Origin of the sequence: Paludisphaera sp. (genome assembly GCF_037189885.1) — a bacterium.
Taxonomy (GTDB): domain Bacteria; phylum Planctomycetota; class Planctomycetia; order Isosphaerales; family Isosphaeraceae; genus Paludisphaera.
The window spans coordinates 37,662-56,294 of sequence record NZ_JBBCIR010000017.1 but is presented as its reverse complement, the minus strand read 5'-3'; the positions used below and the strand labels follow the sequence as shown (position 1 = coordinate 56,294).

At 71.4% G+C, this 18,633-nt stretch carries 12 protein-coding genes; 5 read left to right on the top strand and 7 right to left on the bottom strand.

What is annotated here, in order from left to right:
• Positions 1-5: 5 nt before the first annotated feature.
• From WG209_RS07285 to WG209_RS07275, 3 genes are all read right to left on the bottom strand, one after another.
• Positions 6-1,508, bottom strand: coding sequence for a hypothetical protein (locus WG209_RS07285; protein WP_337174361.1), 1,503 nt, complete (start codon positions 1,506-1,508; stop codon positions 6-8).
• A gap of 190 nt (positions 1,509-1,698) precedes the next feature.
• Positions 1,699-3,099, bottom strand: coding sequence for a sigma-54 dependent transcriptional regulator (locus WG209_RS07280; protein WP_337174360.1), 1,401 nt, complete (start codon positions 3,097-3,099; stop codon positions 1,699-1,701).
• A 53-nt stretch (positions 3,100-3,152) separates the two neighbouring features.
• The gene (locus WG209_RS07275; RefSeq protein ID WP_337174359.1) at positions 3,153-4,769 is read right to left on the bottom strand and encodes an ATP-binding protein; all 1,617 of its coding nucleotides are present in this window, start codon (positions 4,767-4,769) and stop codon (positions 3,153-3,155) included.
• Between the two features lie 222 nt (positions 4,770-4,991).
• Between WG209_RS07275 and WG209_RS07270 the strand changes: the two genes are divergently transcribed.
• Positions 4,992-5,327, top strand: coding sequence for a helix-turn-helix transcriptional regulator (locus WG209_RS07270; protein WP_337174358.1), 336 nt, complete (start codon positions 4,992-4,994; stop codon positions 5,325-5,327).
• Between the two features lie 462 nt (positions 5,328-5,789).
• Here the strand turns inward: WG209_RS07270 and WG209_RS07265 are convergent, their stop codons facing one another.
• Positions 5,790-7,268 (bottom strand): M48 family metallopeptidase, encoded by a 1,479-nt coding sequence (locus WG209_RS07265; protein WP_337174357.1) that lies wholly within the window; start codon positions 7,266-7,268, stop codon positions 5,790-5,792.
• A gap of 170 nt (positions 7,269-7,438) precedes the next feature.
• Between WG209_RS07265 and WG209_RS07260 the strand changes: the two genes are divergently transcribed.
• On the top strand, positions 7,439-9,106 hold the full coding sequence (locus WG209_RS07260; RefSeq protein ID WP_337174356.1) for a hypothetical protein: 1,668 nt from the start codon (positions 7,439-7,441) through the stop codon (positions 9,104-9,106).
• Between the two features lie 19 nt (positions 9,107-9,125).
• Here WG209_RS07260 and WG209_RS07255 read toward each other — a convergent pair whose 3' ends face one another.
• From WG209_RS07255 to WG209_RS07245, 3 genes are all read right to left on the bottom strand, one after another.
• Positions 9,126-9,635 (bottom strand): hypothetical protein, encoded by a 510-nt coding sequence (locus WG209_RS07255; protein ID WP_337174355.1) that lies wholly within the window; start codon positions 9,633-9,635, stop codon positions 9,126-9,128.
• Between the two features lie 196 nt (positions 9,636-9,831).
• Positions 9,832-11,319, bottom strand: coding sequence for a helix-turn-helix domain-containing protein (locus WG209_RS07250; protein ID WP_337174354.1), 1,488 nt, complete (start codon positions 11,317-11,319; stop codon positions 9,832-9,834).
• Positions 11,320-11,405: 86 nt separating this feature from the next.
• Positions 11,406-11,855 (bottom strand): hypothetical protein, encoded by a 450-nt coding sequence (locus WG209_RS07245; protein WP_337174353.1) that lies wholly within the window; start codon positions 11,853-11,855, stop codon positions 11,406-11,408.
• A 426-nt stretch (positions 11,856-12,281) separates the two neighbouring features.
• Here WG209_RS07245 and WG209_RS07240 point away from each other — a divergent pair, with 426 nt between their 5' ends.
• From WG209_RS07240 to WG209_RS07230, 3 genes are all read left to right on the top strand, one after another.
• Positions 12,282-14,744 (top strand): DUF1549 domain-containing protein, encoded by a 2,463-nt coding sequence (locus WG209_RS07240; protein ID WP_337174352.1) that lies wholly within the window; start codon positions 12,282-12,284, stop codon positions 14,742-14,744.
• A 445-nt stretch (positions 14,745-15,189) separates the two neighbouring features.
• The gene (locus WG209_RS07235; protein WP_337174351.1) at positions 15,190-16,863 is read left to right on the top strand and encodes a CTP synthase; all 1,674 of its coding nucleotides are present in this window, start codon (positions 15,190-15,192) and stop codon (positions 16,861-16,863) included.
• On the top strand, positions 16,863-17,996 hold the full coding sequence (locus tag WG209_RS07230) for an amidohydrolase family protein (RefSeq protein ID WP_337174389.1): 1,134 nt from the start codon (positions 16,863-16,865) through the stop codon (positions 17,994-17,996). The genes WG209_RS07235 and WG209_RS07230 overlap by 1 nt, the downstream gene beginning before the upstream one ends.
• The last annotated feature ends 637 nt before the right edge of the window (positions 17,997-18,633 follow it).

Below are 18,633 nucleotides of genomic sequence, written 5' to 3'. Positions count from 1 at the left end.
CGGGCTCACCCGACCACGGCGGCGACGGCCTCGCGGGCGCGCCGCATGAGTGGGCTGTCGGCCCTTTGCGCGGGGGGGAGGTTGTACATGGCGGCCGCGACCAGGCGGGGGGCCCACTTCGGGTCGGTGGTGGTCAGGGCCTCCTCCCAGATCGCCGCGCCGTACTTGTAGTCGTGGCTGTTGGTCCCCTTGCGGAAGATCATCTTCGAGCCGAGGTCGAAGAGCGCGCGCATGGAGCCCCCGCCGGAGAGGTAGGCGACCGTCTCGGCGGCGGCTCGGGCGCGGTCGCGGCCGGCGGCGTCGAAGAGCCGCTCGACGGCCTCGGGGCCGGCGGGGACCTCGGCGTCGTCGGGGATGGCGTCGATGGCGACGGCGTCCGGCGACTTGATCCGCTCGCGGTAGAGCGGGATCCAGCCGACGGCCTGGAGCAGGGCGAGCTTGCGGTTGGAGTCGTCGCCGCTGGCGCGGAACATGAAGTGGAGCGCGTTGGCCGTCGTGGTGGCGTGCAGGGCGATGATGCCGGGGTTGCGCATCATCAGCTCGCTGGACGACAGGAGGACGGCGTCCCAGATCGACCCCGGCGAGACGCCCGCGGCCAGCAGCTTGACGGCCTCGGCCGAGGCGGCCTCGGGGTCGGCCTCGCGGAGCGTCGCCAGCAGGGAGGTGGTGGCGGCGGGGTCGTGGCGGCCGGCCTGCCATTCGGCGCCGATCTTCCGGGCGTTCTCCAGGTTGGCCTCGTACGGGCCGATGGGGCGGGGGGCACCGCCCCCCTGGTCGAGCAGGGCGTAGGCCAGGCTGCGCAGGACGGGCTCGGCGTTCTCCCAGCCGATGGCCTGGAGCGTGCGCCAGGCCTGGGCGGCGAAGATGGCCTTGTGGCCGATGTCGCGCTGGTCGCGAGCGGCCATGTGCCACAGGGGTTCCATGGCCTCGGCCGCGCCGGCGGATCGGCAGAGGCCGGCGACGGCGACGTCGGCGGCGTCGACGTCCCAGGCGTCCATCGCGCGGACGAAATCGGCCTTCGCCCGCGACGGCGGCGGCACCTTCGACTCGTCGACCGGGCCGAGCGCCCAGTCCCCTTCCTTCACGTCCTGCGCCTGCGAGTCCTTGAAGTTGTCGAGCGCCCAGAACAGGGGCAGGAGCCGTTCCGAGACCGGCGCCGACTGCGCCAGGTAGTGGGCCGAGTTGATGACCATGACAGCGTGGAACTTGAAGCCCACCGGCCGGGGCTGGATGTTGCGGACGCCCGCCAGGAACAGGCCGGCGAGCAGGTGCTTGTACGAGAGGCCGTCGTTCAGCTCGGCGACGGCCCTCTCGAAGACCTCCTCGCGCGGGGTCGCCTCGATCCAGCGCACGACGGGCTCGATCTCGGGACGGAGCCGGACCATCTCGGGCCCGACCTTGGCGTCGTCGGCCCTGGCCAGCTCCCCGAGCCGTTCCCAGCCCGCGATGGCCGCCCCGCCGACGGCCGCCGAGCGCAAGAAGTCGCGACGAGGGAATCCCCGGTCCATGATCGCCTCCCTTCCGCACGATGTTGGAGAGATGTCGCTCCAGTCATCGTAGGCGTGCCGGCCGCGGAAGGGAACCGCCGGCCGTCGCGGAGGCCGGGGAGCCGGGCGCGACCCGGGTGAAGTCTCGTCCCCCCGGGCCGGAGAAAGGACGCGAGATCACGCCCGACGGGAGGACGCCGGCGACGCGCCCTCACATCTGCTGGAGCTGATTGATCTTGTTGTAGAGGGTCTTGAGGCTGATGCCCAGCTCCTTCGAGGCGGCGGGCTTGTTGCCGCCGTGCTTCTCCAGGACGACCTGGATGTAGCTCATCTCGATGTCGCGGAGGGTGGGGTTGCCGTCGGGGATGGCGAAGTGGGGGCCGTTGGGGGCGTGGCCGCCCCCGGCCTGGGGGCGGTTGCGGGGGGGGGCCTGGGTCGGCAGGTGCTCGGGGCGGATCGAGCCGTTGCCGGCCAGGATCAGCGCGCGCTCGACGGCGTTGGCCAGCTCGCGGATGTTGCCCGGCCAGTCGTGGGCGGCCAGGGCCTCCAGGGCCTCGGGGGTGATCGAGGTCTCGGTCAGGCCGCGGCGGGCGGCGTAGCGGGTGATCATGTGCCGGACCAGCTCCGGGATGTCGGAGCGGCGGTCGCGCAGGGGGGGGAGGACGATCTCGAAGGTGTTGAGGCGGAAGAAGAGGTCCTCGCGGAACTGCTCGTTGGCGACCATGTCGCGGAGGTCGCGGTTGGTGGCGCAGACGACGCGGACGTCGACGCGGAACGGCTCGTTCTCGCCGACGCGGCGGATCTCGCCGCACTCCAGGAACCGCAGGAGCTTCACCTGCACGGACTTGTCCAGCTCGCCCACCTCGTCGAGGAACAGCGTGCCGCCGTTGGCGACCTCGAACAGCCCCTTGCGGTTGGTCTCCGCGCCGGTGAAGGCGCCCTTGCGATGGCCGAACAGCTCGCTCTCGACGAGGTTCTCCGGCAGGGCGCCGCAGTTGACCGGGATGAAGACGCGCTGGGCGCGCTCGCTGCGCTCGTGGACGTTGCGGGCGACCAGCTCCTTGCCGGTGCCGGTCTCGCCCAGGATCATCACCGTGGCGTCGGTGGGGGCGATGGTGTCGATCAGCCGCTTGACCTGCTGCATCGCCGCGGTATCGCCGATGATCAGCGGCGCCCCCTCGGCGGCCTTCAGCCGGCTCTCCAGCGCGACGGTCTTGTTGGCCATGTCGCGGCGCTCGGCGACGCGGTTGAGGATGACCTCCAGCTCGGCCCACTTGCACGGCTTGGTCAGGTAGTCGAACGCGCCGAGGCGCAGGGCCTGGACGGCGGTGTCGACGGTGGCGTGGCCGGTCAGCAGGATGACCTGGGTCTCGGGGCTCGTCCGCTTGATCTGCGTGAGGACCTCGATGCCGGTGATGCCTGGCATGCGGATGTCCAGCAGGGCGGCGTCGTAGCTGCCGCGCTCGATCGCCTTCAGCGCGGCGGCGCCGTCGGGGAAGACGCTGACGTCGTGGCCCAGGCGGGGCAGCTCCATCGCCATCAGATCCCGCAGGTGCGCCTCGTCGTCGGCGAACAGGATCCGCAGGCCTCCCCGGTGCGACTTGTCGATCATGGGTTCCTCCCTGGGCTCTGGCAATTCCGTTTGTGTGGTCGCGTCGCGGGGGGTCACGCGGCGTGGATTTGGGGGGCGGGCGGCTCGCGGCGGGCGTCGGCCACCTCGGACGGGTGGATCGGCAGCCGGACGCGGAAGGTCGAGCCCCGGCCCGGCCCGGCGCTGGCGGCGGTGATCTCGCCGTGGTGCTGGTTGACGATGCGGTGGGTGATGGAGAGGCCCAGCCCGGTCCCCTTGCCGTCGCGGCGGCGGGTGAAGAAGGGCTCGAAGATGTTCTCCAGCGTCTCCGGCTCCATCCCGCAGCCGTCGTCCATGAAGCCGATCTCGGCCATCCCGTGGTCGTAGCGGGCCTCGATCCGCAGCGTGCCGCCGGCGTCCATGGACTCCAGCGCGTTGACGACCAGGTTGAGGACCACCTGCTTGATCTCCTGGCCGTCCACGTGCGCGAGGACGGCCTCCTTGGGCTGGAAGACGATCGTCTTGCCGCGATACTTGCCGATGTGCCTGAGCATGTCGACCACCCCCTGGATCAGGCTGGGGAGGTCGGTCCGCTCGCGCTTGATGTCGCCGCAACGCGCCAGGTCGAGCAGCTTCTCGGTGATGCTCTTACACCGGAAGGCCTCCTCCTGGATCATCTTCAGGTAGTTCGCGACGACACGGCGGTCGGGGTCGTCGGCCGGGCCGGGCATGCCGCCGAGCCGATTCTCCAGCGCCTCCGAGCAGAAGGCGATCGACGCCAGCGGGTTGTTGATCTCGTGAGCGACGCCGGCCGCGAGGAAGCCCACGCCCGCCAGCCGCTCGGATCGCACGAGCTGCCGGCTGCGCTCCTGCACCTGCTGCTCAAGGTCGGCGTAGGTCATGCTGATCCGCGCCGTCATCTCGTTGAACGCCGCGGCCAGGTCTTCCATCTCGTCGCCGGAGCGCAGGTCGATCTTGTAATCGAACGAGCCGCGCGCCACCCGGCGCACCCCGCGCTGGAGGAGCCGGACGGGGTTGAGCACCCAGCGGTGGAACAGGGCCATCAGGCCGCAGAGCATCGCCAGCACCATCAGGGCCGAGGTCCAGACGATGACCCGGCTGGCCTGGTACTGGGTCTTGGACATGGTCAGTATTTCGAAGAAGTCCTCGTGCAGCTCCTGGGGGAGGCGCATGACGACGTGCTTGAGCCGCTCGATCCGCGAGGGGAGGTCGGAGGCCGGCTCCAGCCGCGGGAGCAGCTCGGGATGCCGCCCGACGTAGAACGCCGTGCCGTGCAGGACCGGCTCGACGGCCGGGCCCTCGGGGCGAAGCTCGTTCAGGATGGCGGTCAGGCTGTCGTCCATGAGGAACGACAGGCCAAGCTCGTCCACGCCGCTGTTGGCCCGATTCCCGCGCAGGGTGTTCTGCTTCAGCTCCTGGAAGTAGGCGGTGAGCGACCCCCGCGCCGACTCCGCCGTGGCGATCAGCGCCTGGCGCTCCTCCTCCGAGCCGTCGCGCGGGGCGTGGAGGCGGAAGACGGCCTCGATCATGTCCTTCGACGCCCCCAGCTCGCGGAGCTGGTTCGTCAGCGACAGGTTGCTCATGTGGAAGGCGTGCAGGCCGAAGATGGACCCACCCATCAGGATGAGCATCATCCCCACCACCACGCAAAGGCCGACCATCAACTTGAGGCGTATCGGCCAACGCACCATGACGACCTCCCTGTCGCGGTCCCGCACGTGGACCCCCAACTCTCCGCCCCGGCATCCTTCCGAGGACGGGCCGACACCTTATACCAGAACTCCCCCATCGCTCAAAGCCGACTCAAGAAACCGGCTTCGCGGGACGAGCGCGGAGAGGGCCAGTGTAGATTTGCATGCAAAACTCCTTGACCAAGGCGTCTGGCGGGGAGAATGGGGCGGAGGAGTAGCGACATGAGCCGGAAGACCAGGCAGCCTCGGGCCGTAGCCCCGGATGTCCGGTCGATCCGGGAGGGGCTCGGCCTGCCTCGGAAGGATTTCGCGAGGTTCGCGGGGCTGTCCGAGCGGACCATCACCTCGTGGGAGGGGAGGAAAGCCCCACCGGCGTCGCGACTCCAGCGGCTGCAACGGGCGTTGGCGCGAGTGGTGCGTCCAGAGGCGATCGGCCCCTGGCTCGGCACCCCGAATCCGGCGTTCTCGGGCCTCAAGCCACTTGAGGTCATCGAGCGGGGGGAGGTCGATAGGCTCTGGCGGATGATCCATGAGATCGAATCCGGGATGCCGACGTGATCGGGCGGGCGCGAAGGCGGCTTTCGGGTCGGGCATTTCAACGGCCTTCCCCCCTGGAGGGGGAAGGTGGCCCGAAGGGCCGGATGAGGGGGGGACGAGCGAGACGGCTGTTGGAGTTTGAAGGAGCCTTCCGAGACCGTTGGCGTGCATGGGAATCCCGAACTCCTAGGCTCCTGGGGCAAGCTCCCCCTCATCTGACCGCTTCGCGGCCTGTCTTCCCCTTCCAGGGGGAAGACCGTTCGCCCCGAGAATCCCGCGGACGCGATCGTCGGCGAACCGTGGGGACCTATTCGCGAGAAGAGATGGACGCCTGGCATCGGCGTGCTCGCTCCATGCGCCGACATGCCTTCCGAAATCCGACGACCCTCACCCGCCGCTGGCGCGGCTGCCCTCTCCCGGCGGGAGAGGGGACGAATTCGCCGTCCCGGATCGTCGAATGGTCATGACGATCCGAGGAGGAATTCACCCCATCGCCCCGATCCACGACGCCGCGCCGGCGAGGCCCAGGGCGGCGACCATGCCGGCGGCGAGGCCCAGGCGGAACCGGCGCACCTGGCGCTGGAAGGCGGGCTCGCGGGCGGGGGACTCGGCGAGGTCGGCGAGGAACTTGATCCGCGAGGCGATGCTGCCGTGGCGCCACGACCGGGCGTCGGCCGGGATGCCGTTGAGCCGGGCCACGGCGGCCAGGGCGTCGGCGAAGATACGGACGCCCACCGGGCAGACCGCCGCGATCGGCCGGCGGGGCTCGTCGCCGGCGGCGCCTTCGTAGTCGAAGTGGGGGGGGCAGTCGGGCGACCCGCACGACACGGCCTTGCAGCCGTAGACGTCGGCCTGGCGCTCGAACCGCCGCGACAGCGCGCCGAAGACGGTCCAGAACAGCACCCCGATCGCCGCCACGAGGGCCAGGCCCTCGGCCGCGTCGCGCAGGGCGGCGGGGCTCGTCGGGTCCACGGTCGTCAGGCCGGCGACCCAGTCCTCCAGGCCGACGAAGGCGTCCGAGGCCGCCGTCACCAGCATCATGACGCCCATGAGGAAGAACAGGAAGTACGGCAGGTGCCGGTGCGCGACGTGGCCGATCTCGTGCCCGAACACCGCGGCGATCTCCGAGGGGGTCATGCCGTCGATCAGGGCGTCGGAGAGCAGGACGTAGCGGAACCGGGGCAGGACCCCCGTGACGCAGGCGTTGACCATCATGTGGTCGGTGTCCCAGACCCGGATGTCCGAGCAGCGGAACCCCGATCGCCCGGCGATCGCCTCCAGGCGGTGCCGGAGCGGGCCGTCGGCGAGCGACCGCGTCGGCCACGCCAGCCGGATGAACAGCGGCGAGACCGCCAGCACCAGCGACCCCAGCGCCGCCAACTCCAGGGGCTCCGCCCAGGGGTGGTATCGCCACGCCGGCCAGAGGCGGTCGATCACGTCGTTGCGGACGACGAAGATCAGCACGACGGGGAGCACCAGCGCGATCGACTGCCGCTCCTTCAGATAGAGATGGCGCGCCACGCGACGGCCGGCGTGCGAGGCCGGCAGGCCCATCACGGCGCGCTCGCCGTAAAACAGCCCCCACCAGGCGAGCAGTTGCATCGCGAGGAAGGGCGCGAGCATCAGCGCGTCGTCGACCAGGATCGACCCGCGCCACCCCCACGCATCGAGCACGATCGCCGGCCATCCCGAGCCGTGGACGATCCAGCCGAAGGCGACCAGCGTCGCCAGCGCGATCAGCCGAGAGCCGATCCCGAAGGCCCGTCGCGTCCGGGACGTGGCGAACCCCTTCCGCCGCACCTTCCACGCGGTCCAGAGGCCCAGCGCGAAGGCGGACGCGGCGACCCCCCCCATCGCGGCGGCGATCCACGCCAGCGCCCCGGTCGCGTCGCGAGGCGGCCCGGCGGGGGCGTCGATCCCGAAGGCCAAGAGCAGGGCGAGCAGCAGGGGGATGGGGATCATCGGGGCCCGGGGACGGCGTCGGGGAGGCTTCGGACTCAGGTCGGATTATCCGGCCCGATCCGAAGGGGCGTCAAGGGGCGTGGCGCGGCCGGGACGCCGACGACGACCGGCTCGATCCCCGGCCGCGCGACGGTTATGCTCCACCGCGGCGGCCTCCGTCACGGGGCGTCATGGGTCCAGCCGCCGGGCGCGGGGGGACGAGCATGGGCTACGATTGCACGCTGCACGTCGTCGACGAACGGATGATACGCGATCGTTTCGTCCCCGCGCTGCTCGGCCGCGCCGGGGATCGGCCTCCGTTCGACGACGCCCCCGACTCCGCCGAGCTTTACGCGAAGGTCCGGGCGGCCCTGGTCGCGACGGGACGCGGCGAGGAGTCTCCCGAGACGGCCGCGAACTTCGTCTGCCAACTGGCGATAGCCCATTGCGCCGCGGAGCTGCCCCACCACTACGAGCGGGGCTTCTGCCTGTCGCTCTGGCCGAACCAGGCCGAGGGCGTCGCGGCCAGCGTGCCCCGGGAGTTCCTGGGCGACCCGGAGTCGCTGTTCGCCGATGTTGTCGCGGCCTACCCGGCGCTCCGGGGGAAGTTCCCGACCGAGATCGAATCGAACTATAGCCCGGGTTGCTTCGTCCCCGCCGAGCATGTGCCGGGGCTCCTGGCCTGGGTCGAGCGGAAAGTTCGGGGCTACGCGACGCCGGATCGCCGCCTGTTCCGCGGGCTGATCCTGGTCTTGAAGCACGCGGCCGATCGCGGGTTGGCCTACTGGGAGGGGACGGACCTGCCAGTGCCGGGGATGGCGACCATCATGCCCCCGGCCGAGGGGCGTCGCGCGGACCTGGAGGAGGTCCAGTCGCCCGAGGGCGTGTACCTGGAGTGCGTCGGCCGCTCCGATCCCGTGGTCGCGTTCGCGCACGGCATCGGCTTCCCGAAGGACTGCCGCACCGCCTTCGCGGACCTGGGCGAATGGCCCCCTCGGTTCGTCATCGCTCATGAGTACGCCCGGAAGGCCTCCCGCTCGCGGCGGGGGCGATGGGCGACGGCCTCGATGACGAGCGACCGTCCCTATCTTTACCGAGCGCGCGTGGGCGATCGGCCTGACGGCGAAAAGGCGGTCCTCCTCCCTCCGGATGAACGCGAGAATGGCGTCGCCTGGGCGGGATTCCTGGGCGAGCGGGTCGTCGCCGTCCTGGGCGCCAAGGTGGCGTACCCCGCGAAAACCCTCCTGCCCGCCTACGTCCTGTGGGAACAGGACGGACGCCTCGTCCCGGTCGACGATCTCCCCCCGAGCGCCGAGCAATTCCCGGGCTTCGGCGTCGTGCAACTCAACGACGGGGCCGATGTCCTCATCTGGGACGGCGACGGCTACGAGCTTCGCGACGGGCGTCTCGCGCGGACGTTCGACCTCAAGGCGAGTTGGACTTTCAGCGACGAATCCCCCGTGACGCCCTACGGCCCCGACGGCTTCTTCTTCCTCTCGAAACGAGAGCCGCACGCCGTCCGTCGCGGTCAGTCCCCGGTCCGTCACCTGCCCCGGCTCGCCAATGTCATGGCCGTGTCGCCGGGGCCCGAAGGGGCCGTCTTGCTCATGGAAGGGGACAACAAGCTCGGCGACCTGGGGAAGCTCTATTTCCCCGACGAGGGCGTCTACCTCCGCATCGAGCCCGCGCTGTTCGAGGACGAGGATCCGGACGAGATCCGCTCGCTCCACTGGGCCGGCCGGCGCGGCCGTCTGATCGCCGCCACGCCGAAGCGCCTCTGGGCCGTTCCGACGGAAAGGGTGTTGGGGCTGCCGCGTTACCGGGCGAGCGACGGGAGGAAGATTCGCGCAGCGAAATGAGCGACGGTCCCCGAGGCGATCATCGCGCGGGGGACCATCCGTCGGAGGGGGGCGGAGGGGCGTCGTGCTCGGTCGGGACGGGCTTCCGGCGCTCGGCGCGGACGGCCGGGGCGGGCTCGGGGGGCGTCTCGGCGGGCTCGCGGTCGTCGAGGACGACGCGGCGGTCGGAGTCGGCCAGGGCGGATCGGACGGCGGACGGGAGGCTGTCGCGCAGGGTCCGGAAGGAGTCCTTCAGCTCGTCGCGCTCGGCCTGGTAGGCGTGGATGCTGCTCCGGTAGTGCTCGACCGTCTCGGCCAGTGCGGCGACCCGGCGGGCGTCGTCGACGGCGCGCTCGGAGAGGTCCTGGTTCTCGTTGCGGAGCGTCAGGAGCTGGTCCTTGAGGCGGTCGTTCTCCGAGCGCAGCGCCTGGATGGTCCGGCGGCCCTCCTCCAGCCGTTGGCGGGAGCCGAACTGGTTGCACCCCGGCCCGGCCGCGGCGCAGGCCAGGGCGAGGACCGTCCAGGCTCTATGGCGCGGCGCGCGGTTCATGCGTCCCGATTCCCTCCGGGAGCGACCCCGGCCCGCCGTCGCGTCGGGCACGACGAGGCGCGACGCGAGAGGACCCGGCCCCGCGAGCGTCGGCTCGCCCGGGGCGGGTCTCGGAGTTGGCGCGAGGGGTTCGCGAAGCCGTCTTAGCGGATCCCGGCCGAACGGGCAAGCCCGACCGGCCGGGGGACGGGGGGGATCAGCCGAAGACCATGCCGGAGATCGACTTGACCAGGCCGGAGGCGACGCCCGTCTCGTGGAAGTTGTACAGGTTCTGGACCAGGTCGTAGGCCAGGAACGAGGAGAGCAGGACGAAGATGCTGGCGAACGCCAGGAGGCCCACCGAGAGGCCGTCCCAGTCGGCGGCCGGCTCGCGGGAGATGACCACGCCGGGGCTGGCGGAGACGGCGCTGGGGGAGTCGTCGGAGGCCCAGGCGTCGGCCATCTCGCTGGAGACGGCGTCGTCGAAGCCGTCGTCCTCCTCGTCGTCGTCGTCGCCCAGGCTGGCCGGGGCCATGGCCGTGGCGGCATTGATGTCGACGTCCTCCTCGTCGATCGCGAAGACCTCCGACGCGCTGTCGCTGTCGTCGAGGTCGAAGTCGCTGCCGGGGGTGAGCTGGACGGTCTTGTCGTCCGAGTCGTCGTCGAACGCGGCGTCGACCTCGAAGTCGGTGTCGTCGAAGATGTCCTTCTCGCCCCGGCCGACGGCGGGCGGCGGGGTGGCGGAGAGGGCCGGGGAGGGCTTGGCCGGGGAGGCGGCGGGGGCCTTGCCGGTGGGGACGGCGTCGTCGCTCAGCGGCGCCAGCTCGATCGACTCGCCGCCGCCGAAGGCGCCCATCAGGTTGATGCCGGAGTCGCTGGGGCGGGAGAGGTTGATGCCCGAGAGGTTGGGGTCGGCGGCGGTCACGTCCGAGTCGCCGGGCTTCAGCGGGACCGATTCGAACTCGTCGCTGCCGTCCAGGGCGCTCAGCTCGAAGTCGCTGCCCGACTCCGGCTGGAGCGCGTCGACCAGCTCGCTGGAGGGGGCCAGCTCGAAGTCGCTGACCGACCCGGCGGCGGGGACCTCGGCCGAGGAGCCCACCAGCGGGGAGGCGCCGACGCTCGAGCCCGACGAGGAGCCGAGCAGGCCGTGCTCGGAGGTGTCGTCCTTCACGAGGGTCACGTCGGAGTCGCTGGGCGCGCGGCTAATGGGGGCCAGGCGGACGTCGGAGTCGCTGGCGCCCGGGACGTTGTCGGGGACGAGGCGGACGTCGGAGTCGCTGGGGAGCTTGCCCGAGGTCGACATGCCGATGATGACCGAGCTGGAGCCGGTCACCGGGCTGGGGGGGACCGACAGGTCGTCGATCATCAGGTCGTGGTCGGAGCTCCCCTCGGCGTCCGGCGGGGTGGCGCCGAACTGCGCGGTCTCGGCGCCCAGGTCGGCCGGGGCGACGCCCAGCTGGAACTCGGACAGGTCCAGGTCCTCGAACCCGGCGGCGGCGGGCGCCTCCAGGTCGGAGAGGTGCAGCTCGGCGTCGCTCCCCAGGCCGTGGCGCCGGGCCAGCTCCTCGACGTCGGCCTTGCGGAACTGCCAGCTGCCGCCGTCCAGGAACCCGCGGACCTCGTGCTGCTGGGCCTTCGACTTCAGCTCGTCGGGGCTCATCCCCAGCACGCGGGCGGCTTCTTCAAGCGTGTAGAACTCGGCCATGGACATGGTCCTCGCGATCAGATCGGCCCGCGGGCCGTGGGGGGTCGAATCCAAGTGTGCCGAGGACCGCGTCCGACGCGCGCCGCCTAGCGGTCCCTCGGGGTTCGTCCGGGCTGCGCCGCCTTCAGCGACGCCTCGATGGCGCCGGGCTCGGGCGCCTGGTTGTTGTACTGGTCGAGCTTCAGGTCCCACTCATACCGGCGGGCGGCCTCCAGCTTCAGCGACCCCTTCGGGGCGTTCGGGTCGAAACGATAGACGGCCAGGGCCTGCGACTTCGCGTCCACCAGGAACAGGAACTGGGCGCCGGGCGTCCCCTGCGGGTTGGCGCTCAGCAGGGCGATCATGTCGCTGGCCCCCCCCGTCCCCGCCGGCCGGTCGCCCCGGGGGGGCGTCAGCCGGGCCGCCGGGGGCTGCTCGCCCGCCGTCTGGGCCGACAGCTCCGGGGCACGGGCCCCCCCCGCCCACGCGACCGCCGCCCCCAGGATCAGGCCGGGTAGACCGTAACGCGCCGCCCCGCTCCAATCGCGAACCTTCATCACGCCCCCTCCTTGAGCCTCGAGGCCGGCCTTCGTCCCGAACGCCGACGCGCCCTCGCGCCACGGAAACCCGCGCACCCGGGCGACTTTCGACTTCAGTCTAACACACGCTTTCCGGGAGACCCGGCGCTTCGCGAGGCCGGGCGGGCCGGCCGTCGCCGCCGCCTCGGGCGGCCGTCGGGGCCGGCGGATCCACTCCAGTTTTTATTCTAAGGTTCCCCCCCTCCCGGGCAAGGCGAGCCTCGCGACCGGCAAAGTCCGCCTTCGGGCGGTTGGGCGGCTTGTAAAATCCCGGCTTCCCGGCTAGGTTGTTGAACAATTGCCGTAGAATGTGGGCGTCCGGCTCCTCCCGGATTCCGCCCCTTGGACGCCGTCCCCCGTCGGACGGTTCCCTCCCCTTTCCGCTCCTGCCGAGGACCAGACGCCATGAACGGACGCCGAGAGCATCGCGGGGGATGGGCCGTGGCGGCCATGATGATGATCCTGGCGACCGGGGCGCGGGCCGAGGACGCCGTCGACGCCCTGGTCGGCGCGCCGGCCTCGGTGGCGATCGAGCCGGGCGAGGTCGTCCTGCGCGGGCGTCGCGCCACCGCCCAGCTGATCGTCGGCGCGACCTACGCCGACGGCTCGGCCCGCGACCTGACCCGGGCGCTGGAATGGTCGAGCGCCTCGCCCGAGGTCGCGACCGTCTCGGCGACGGGCGTCGTGACCCCCGCGGGGGACGGCCTGGCCGTGATCACCGCCCGTCGCGGGAGCGTGGAGGCGTCCACGACCGTCCGGGTGGAGGGGATGGGCGGGCCCTCGCCGGTCAGCTTCCGCAACGACGTGGTGCAGGCCCTCAGCCAGGCGGGCTGCAACTCGGGCGCCTGCCACGGCACGCCGACGGGCAAGGGGGGGCTCAAGCTCAGCCTCCGCGGCTACCTGCCGGACGAGGACTTCGTCGCCCTGAGCCGCGAATCGGGCGGGCGCCGCGTCAGCACGCTCGACGCCGACGCCAGCGTCATCCTCCGCAAGCCGCTCGGCGAGGCCCCGCACGAGGGGGGCATCCGCCTGAAGCACGGCACCAAGGCGTTCGAGTACATCCGCGACTGGATCGCCGAGGGCGCCCACGACGACCCGAACGTCGTCGCCGCCGCCAAGCTCGAGGCCGTCCCCGGCGCCCGCATCCTCCACGCCCCCGCGAAGACGCAGCAGATCGCCGTCCTGCTCACCATGGCCGACGGGACCAGGAAGGACGTGACCTCGATCTGCTACTACGACTCGTCCAGCCCGGACATCGCCGAGGTCGACGCCAACGGCTTCGTCAAGTTCAAGGGCCGCGGCGAGGTCGCCATCATCGCCCACTACCTCAGCCACGTGGCGATCGTCCGGCTCACGCACCTGATCGACGTCCCCGACTTCCAGGTCGCCGAGGTCCCCCAGGGCAACGTGGTCGACGAGACCGTCTTCGCCAAGCTGAACCACATGCGGATCGCGCCTTCGGAGGATTGCACCGACGCCGAGTTCATCCGTCGCGCGTACCTGGACGTCGTCGGCATGCTGCCGAAGCCCGAGGAGGTCGAGGCGTTCATGAAGGACAGCCCGGCCGACCGCCGGGAGAAGCTGATCGACGCCCTGCTCGAACGGCCCGAGTTCTACGACTTCTGGGCGCTCAAGTTCGCCGACGTGCTGCGGTCCAACGGCCGCCTGATCGAGCCCAAGGGGGCCTACGTCTTCCATCGCTGGATCCGCGCCAGCCTGGAATCGGGCATGCCGATGGACGAGTTCGTGCGGAAGCTGCTGGCGTCCGACGGCTCCACGTTCTCCGACCCGGCCACGAACTACTACCGGATCAGCCGCGAGCCCGAGGCGGCCGTCGAGACCACCGCGCAACTGTTCCTCGGCGTCCGGATCCAGTGCGCCAAGTGCCACAACCACCCCTTCGAGCGCTGGACGCAGGACGACTACTACCACTTCGCCGCGTTCTTCGCCCAGGTCGGCCGCAAGCCGGGGGCGTTGCCGGGCGAGGAGGTCGTCTTCAACGCCGGCGGCGGCGAGGTGAAGCAGCCGCGCACCGGCGCGGTGATGCCGCCGAAGGGCCTGGGGGGGCCGGCCATCGAAGGCGGGCCCGACGCCGACCGTCGCGCCCAGCTGGCGGAGTGGCTGACGGCCGGGGACAACCCGGTCTTCGGCAAGAGCATGGTCAATCGCATCTGGTATCACCTGATGGGCCGGGGGATCGTCGAGCCGGTGGACGACTTCCGCGACTCCAACCCCGCCTCCAACGACGAGCTGCTGGACGGCCTGACGGCCCAGTTCGTGGCCGAGGACTACAACCTGAAGTCATTGATCCGCACGATCTTGCGGAGCCGGACGTATCAGCTCTCGGCGGCGACGAACCCGCTCAACGCGGACGACTCGATCTACTTCTCGCACGCGACGACGAAGCTGCTCCCGGCCGAGGTGCTGCTGGACGCCATCAGCGACGTCACCGGGTCGCCCAACGCCTTCCCCGGCCTGCCCCCCGGCGCCCGCGCCACCCAGATCCCCGACGGCAAGATGGACGACCCGTTCCTCAAGACGTTCGGGCGGCCTGCGCGCGAGCTGGCCTGCGAATGCGAGCGCGAGACCGACTCGAACCTGTCGCAGGCGTTGCAGCTCATCGGCGGGGCGACGGTCAACAACAAGCTCCGCAACGACGGCGGCCGGGTCGCGACGCTCGCCCAGAGCGGCAAGCCCCCGGAGGAGATCACCAAGGAGCTCTACCTCGTCGCCTTCTCCCGCGACCCGTCGCCGGCCGAGCTGGAGGCCGCCGTCAACCACCTGAAGGCCGCCAAGGAACTCCGCCCCGCCGTCGAGGACCTCGCCTGGGTCCTCGTCAACTCCAAGGAGTTCCTGTTCCGGCATTGAGCGGGGCGGCGGGTAGGGCACTACGGAGACCGGGTTGGCCATCATAACGCTCTTCCCCCCCTGGAGGGGGAAGACAGACCGCGAAGCGGTCAGATGAGGGGGAGCTTGCCCGCGGGGTTTCGCATTTCGCGGCCCCGACCAGGCCGACGACCCTCGGAAGGCCCCCGTCGAATTCCGACGGTCGTGCCGCTCGCCCCCCCCTCATCCGGACCTTCGGGCCACCTTCCCCCGCCAGGGGGGAAGGCCGTCATCATGTCCGGGGCACCCGCTCTCGCGGGGCGGGCGGTCGTCCGGTATACTTGGCTTTTACCCCCGACGCCCGTCCGGACGACACGCGCGACGAGGGAGGCCGGACGAGGGGGAATCCCCCGGCCTCCGGGCTCGTCCCCCCGCCGTGGATCCCGACGGCGTCCCCCGGTCCAGGCTCACCCACCAAGGTTAGGCGATGGCCAAGCATATCTTCGTGACGGGCGGCGTGGTCAGCTCGCTCGGCAAGGGGCTCACCTGCGCTTCGATCGCGATGATTTTGGAGCAGCGCGGGCTGACGGTTCGCCTCCAGAAGTTCGACCCCTACATCAACGTCGACCCGGGCACCATGAGCCCGTACCAGCACGGCGAGGTCTACGTCCTGGACGACGGCTCCGAGACCGACCTGGACCTGGGCCACTACGAGCGGTTCACCAACGCCAAGCTCACCAAGGACTGCAACTACACCACCGGCAAGATCTACCTCTCCGTCATCCAGAAGGAGCGCGAGGGGCGGTACTACGAGGGGAAGACCGTGCAGGTCATCCCCCACATCACCGACGAGATCAAGGCCGCCATCCACCAGCTCGCCGCCGACGACGTGGACGTCGTCATCACGGAGATCGGCGGCACCGTCGGCGACATCGAGGGCCTGCCGTTCCTGGAGGCCATCCGCCAGTTCGCGCTCGACGTGGGCCGCGAGAACTGCGTCTACATCCACCTGACGCTCGTCCCCTACCTCAAGGCGGCCGGCGAGCTGAAGACCAAGCCCACGCAGCACTCCGTCGGCGCCCTGCGGCAGATCGGCATCCAGCCCGACATCCTCGTCTGCCGCACCGAGCACCCCATCCCGACCGACGAGAAGGACAAGATCGCGCTGTTCTGCAACGTCGAGAAGAAGGCGGTGATCGAGGAGCGCGACCGCCAGTTCAGCATCTATGAGGTGCCGCTGAGCCTCGTGCAGAGCGGGCTCGACGCGCTGCTGGTCAAGAAGCTGGCCCTGAAGGCCGGGCCGCTCGACCTGACCGACTGGACCGAGATGGTCGACCGGCTGCTGAACCCGAAGCACGAGGTGCGCATCGCGGTCGTCGGCAAGTACATGAAGCACCGCGACGCCTACAAGTCGGTGTACGAGTCGCTCGACCACGCCGGCATCCCCCACCGCGCCCGCGTGTCGGTCGTCCGGGTCGAGGCCGAGGAGGTCTCCACGCGCGGGGCCGAGGCCCTGCTCGGCGGCGTCGACGGCGTCCTCGTCCCCGGCGGCTTCGGCATGCGGGGCATCGAGGGGAAGATCGAGGCCGTCCGATACGCCCGGTCTCGCGGCATCCCGTTCTTCGGCATCTGCCTGGGGATGCAGACCGCGGTGATCGAGCACGCCCGCGCCGTCCTCGGCCTGGAGGACGCCAACAGCACCGAGTTCGAGAAGGACTGCGACCACCCGGTCATCTCCCTGATGGAGGATCAGCTCGCCGTCGCCAAGCGCGGCGCGACCATGCGGCTGGGCGCCTGGCCCTGCGACCTGGCCCCCGACACCCTGGCCCGCAAGGCCTACGGCGTGGAGCGCGTCTCCGAGCGGCATCGCCACCGCTACGAGTTCAACAACGCCTACCGCGAGCGGCTGGCCGAGGCCGGGCTGATCGCCTCCGGCACCAGCCCGGACGGCCAGATCGTCGAGATCGTGGAGATGGTCGACCACCCCTGGTTCGTCGCCGTCCAGTTCCACCCCGAGTTCCAGTCCAAGCCGACGAAGCCCCACCCGCTGTTCCGCGACTTCATCGCCGCGGCCCTCCGCCGCAAGGAGGCCGGCCGCGCCGACGGCCCCGCCGCGACCGCCGCCCCCACGGCCCCCGCCCCCCCGAAGGTGACGGCGTGATGGTCGTCGGGCGCGACTGGGACGGCGGGGGGCGGATCGCGATCGAGGTCCGCGACGGCGTCATCGACCGGATCGAGCCGGCCGACGGCCCCGCCGCGCCCGACGATCCCCTGATCGCGCCGGCCTTCTGGGACGTGCAGACCAACGGCCGATGGGGCTGGTCGTTCTCCGGGCCCGACCTGACCGTCGACCGCGCCGTCGCCATCATCCGAGCCCAGCGCAACCTGGGCTCGGGGAAGGTCTGCCCGACGCTCATCACCGCCCCGGTCGAGGACACGCTGCGCGGCCTGCGGACCCTCGCCGCCGCGTGCGACGCCCACCCGGACGTGGCCCGGCTGGTGGCCGGAATCCACCTGGAGGGGCCGTTCCTGTCGGGACTCCCCGGCTATCGCGGCGCCCACCCCGCCGAGTGCATGCGCGACCCCGACTGGCCGCTGTTCGAACGCTTCCAGGAGGCGAGCGGCGGCCGGGTCGTCCTGTTGACCCTCGCCCCCGAACGCCCCGGCTCCCCCGAGTTCATCCGCAAGGCGGTCGCCTCGGGCGTGGCGGTCTCCCTGGGCCACACCGCCGCCGACGCCGACGCCATCCGCGCGGCCGTCGACGCCGGCGCGACTCTGAGCACCCACCTGGGGAACGGCATCGTCGCGGAGCTTCCCCGCCACCCCAACCCGATCTGGATCCAGGCCGCCGAGGACCGACTTTCGGCCTCGCTCATCGCCGACGGCCACCACCTGGGCCCGGAGACGCTCCGCGTCCTCGCCCGCGCCAAGGGGCCGGATCGCACGATCCTCGTCAGCGACGCCGGCTGGCTCGCAGGGCTCCCCCCCGGCAATTACGGCGCGTGGGACGTCGACCCCTCGGGGAAGATCGTCCTGGCAGGCACGCCTTACCTGGCCGGATCGTTGCTCGGCCTGGAAGCGGGCCTGCGCGCGATGGACGCGGTCGTCGGCGGCTTCCCGCGCCCCCTGATCGACGCCGCCACCGTCAACCCCGCGCGGCTCCTCGGCCGTCCCGCCCCCCGCCTCGCCGTGGGCGAGCCCGCCGACCTCGTCCTCCTGCGCCGGCCCGCCCCCGGCGACCTGTCGCTCCTGCGGACGTGCATCGCCGGCGAGTGGTTCGAACGCGAGGCCTGACTGTCCGATGTGGTCGCGTTCGCCGTGACCGGGAGCCGACGCGACGGTTCGCGAGGGCTCGACCAGGAGTGTCAACTCGCGGACGCGGAAGCGGCAGGGGCGGTTGTCGGGCTGGACGCGGAGCCGGGCGACGGGGCCGTCGATCCAGACGGTGACGGATCGATCATCGCCGGTCGGTAGGTACCAGTCGCCGTACTGCTGTTCGGGGGCCCGATACTGGTCGTCAGGCCGCCAGGCGAGGCGGAATCGGGCGGGAGCCCCGTCGTCGTTGCGGTGGTCGTAGCGGATCCGCACGCCGGCGACCCGCGTCGGCGCGGGGAGTTCGAAGCCGACCCACGGGTCGGGCCCCAGGGCCGCGATCTCGCCGTCGCGCCAGCGGGCGAGGCGCATGTCGGCCGGGCGAAGTTCGACGGGGACCTCGCGGAAGGCCGGGTCGGGCCGCAGCCGCGCGAACGCGCCGAGCTTCGCCTCGCGGAGCATCTCGAGCAGGTCGTGGAACGCCTGCCGGGACGGGTGCAGGAACGGCGCGTGCCGGCTCGACAGCCGGAAGATCGGGGTGCCGGCGTCGCGGTCGTGGTCGAAGGCCGCCGCTCGCTCGGCGGCGATCCGGCCGGCGTCGATCGCGTCCCGGGCGTTG

Bases quoted from the DNA above. Each gene is read 5' to 3' on its own strand.
- WG209_RS07270 (WP_337174358.1), top strand. From the start codon at position 4,992: ATGAGCCGGAAGACCAGGCAGCCTCGGGCCGTAGCCCCGGATGTCCGG.
- WG209_RS07230 (WP_337174389.1), top strand. From the start codon at position 16,863: ATGGTCGTCGGGCGCGACTGGGACGGCGGGGGGCGGATCGCGATCGAG.
- WG209_RS07235 (WP_337174351.1), top strand. From the start codon at position 15,190: ATGGCCAAGCATATCTTCGTGACGGGCGGCGTGGTCAGCTCGCTCGGC.
- WG209_RS07280 (WP_337174360.1), bottom strand. From the start codon at position 3,099: ATGATCGACAAGTCGCACCGGGGAGGCCTGCGGATCCTGTTCGCCGAC.
- WG209_RS07245 (WP_337174353.1), bottom strand. From the start codon at position 11,855: ATGAAGGTTCGCGATTGGAGCGGGGCGGCGCGTTACGGTCTACCCGGC.
- WG209_RS07240 (WP_337174352.1), top strand. From the start codon at position 12,282: ATGAACGGACGCCGAGAGCATCGCGGGGGATGGGCCGTGGCGGCCATG.
- WG209_RS07285 (WP_337174361.1), bottom strand. From the start codon at position 1,508: ATGGACCGGGGATTCCCTCGTCGCGACTTCTTGCGCTCGGCGGCCGTC.
- WG209_RS07275 (WP_337174359.1), bottom strand. From the start codon at position 4,769: ATGGTGCGTTGGCCGATACGCCTCAAGTTGATGGTCGGCCTTTGCGTG.
- WG209_RS07250 (WP_337174354.1), bottom strand. From the start codon at position 11,319: ATGGCCGAGTTCTACACGCTTGAAGAAGCCGCCCGCGTGCTGGGGATG.
- WG209_RS07265 (WP_337174357.1), bottom strand. From the start codon at position 7,268: ATGATCCCCATCCCCCTGCTGCTCGCCCTGCTCTTGGCCTTCGGGATC.
- WG209_RS07255 (WP_337174355.1), bottom strand. From the start codon at position 9,635: ATGAACCGCGCGCCGCGCCATAGAGCCTGGACGGTCCTCGCCCTGGCC.
- WG209_RS07260 (WP_337174356.1), top strand. From the start codon at position 7,439: ATGGGTCCAGCCGCCGGGCGCGGGGGGACGAGCATGGGCTACGATTGC.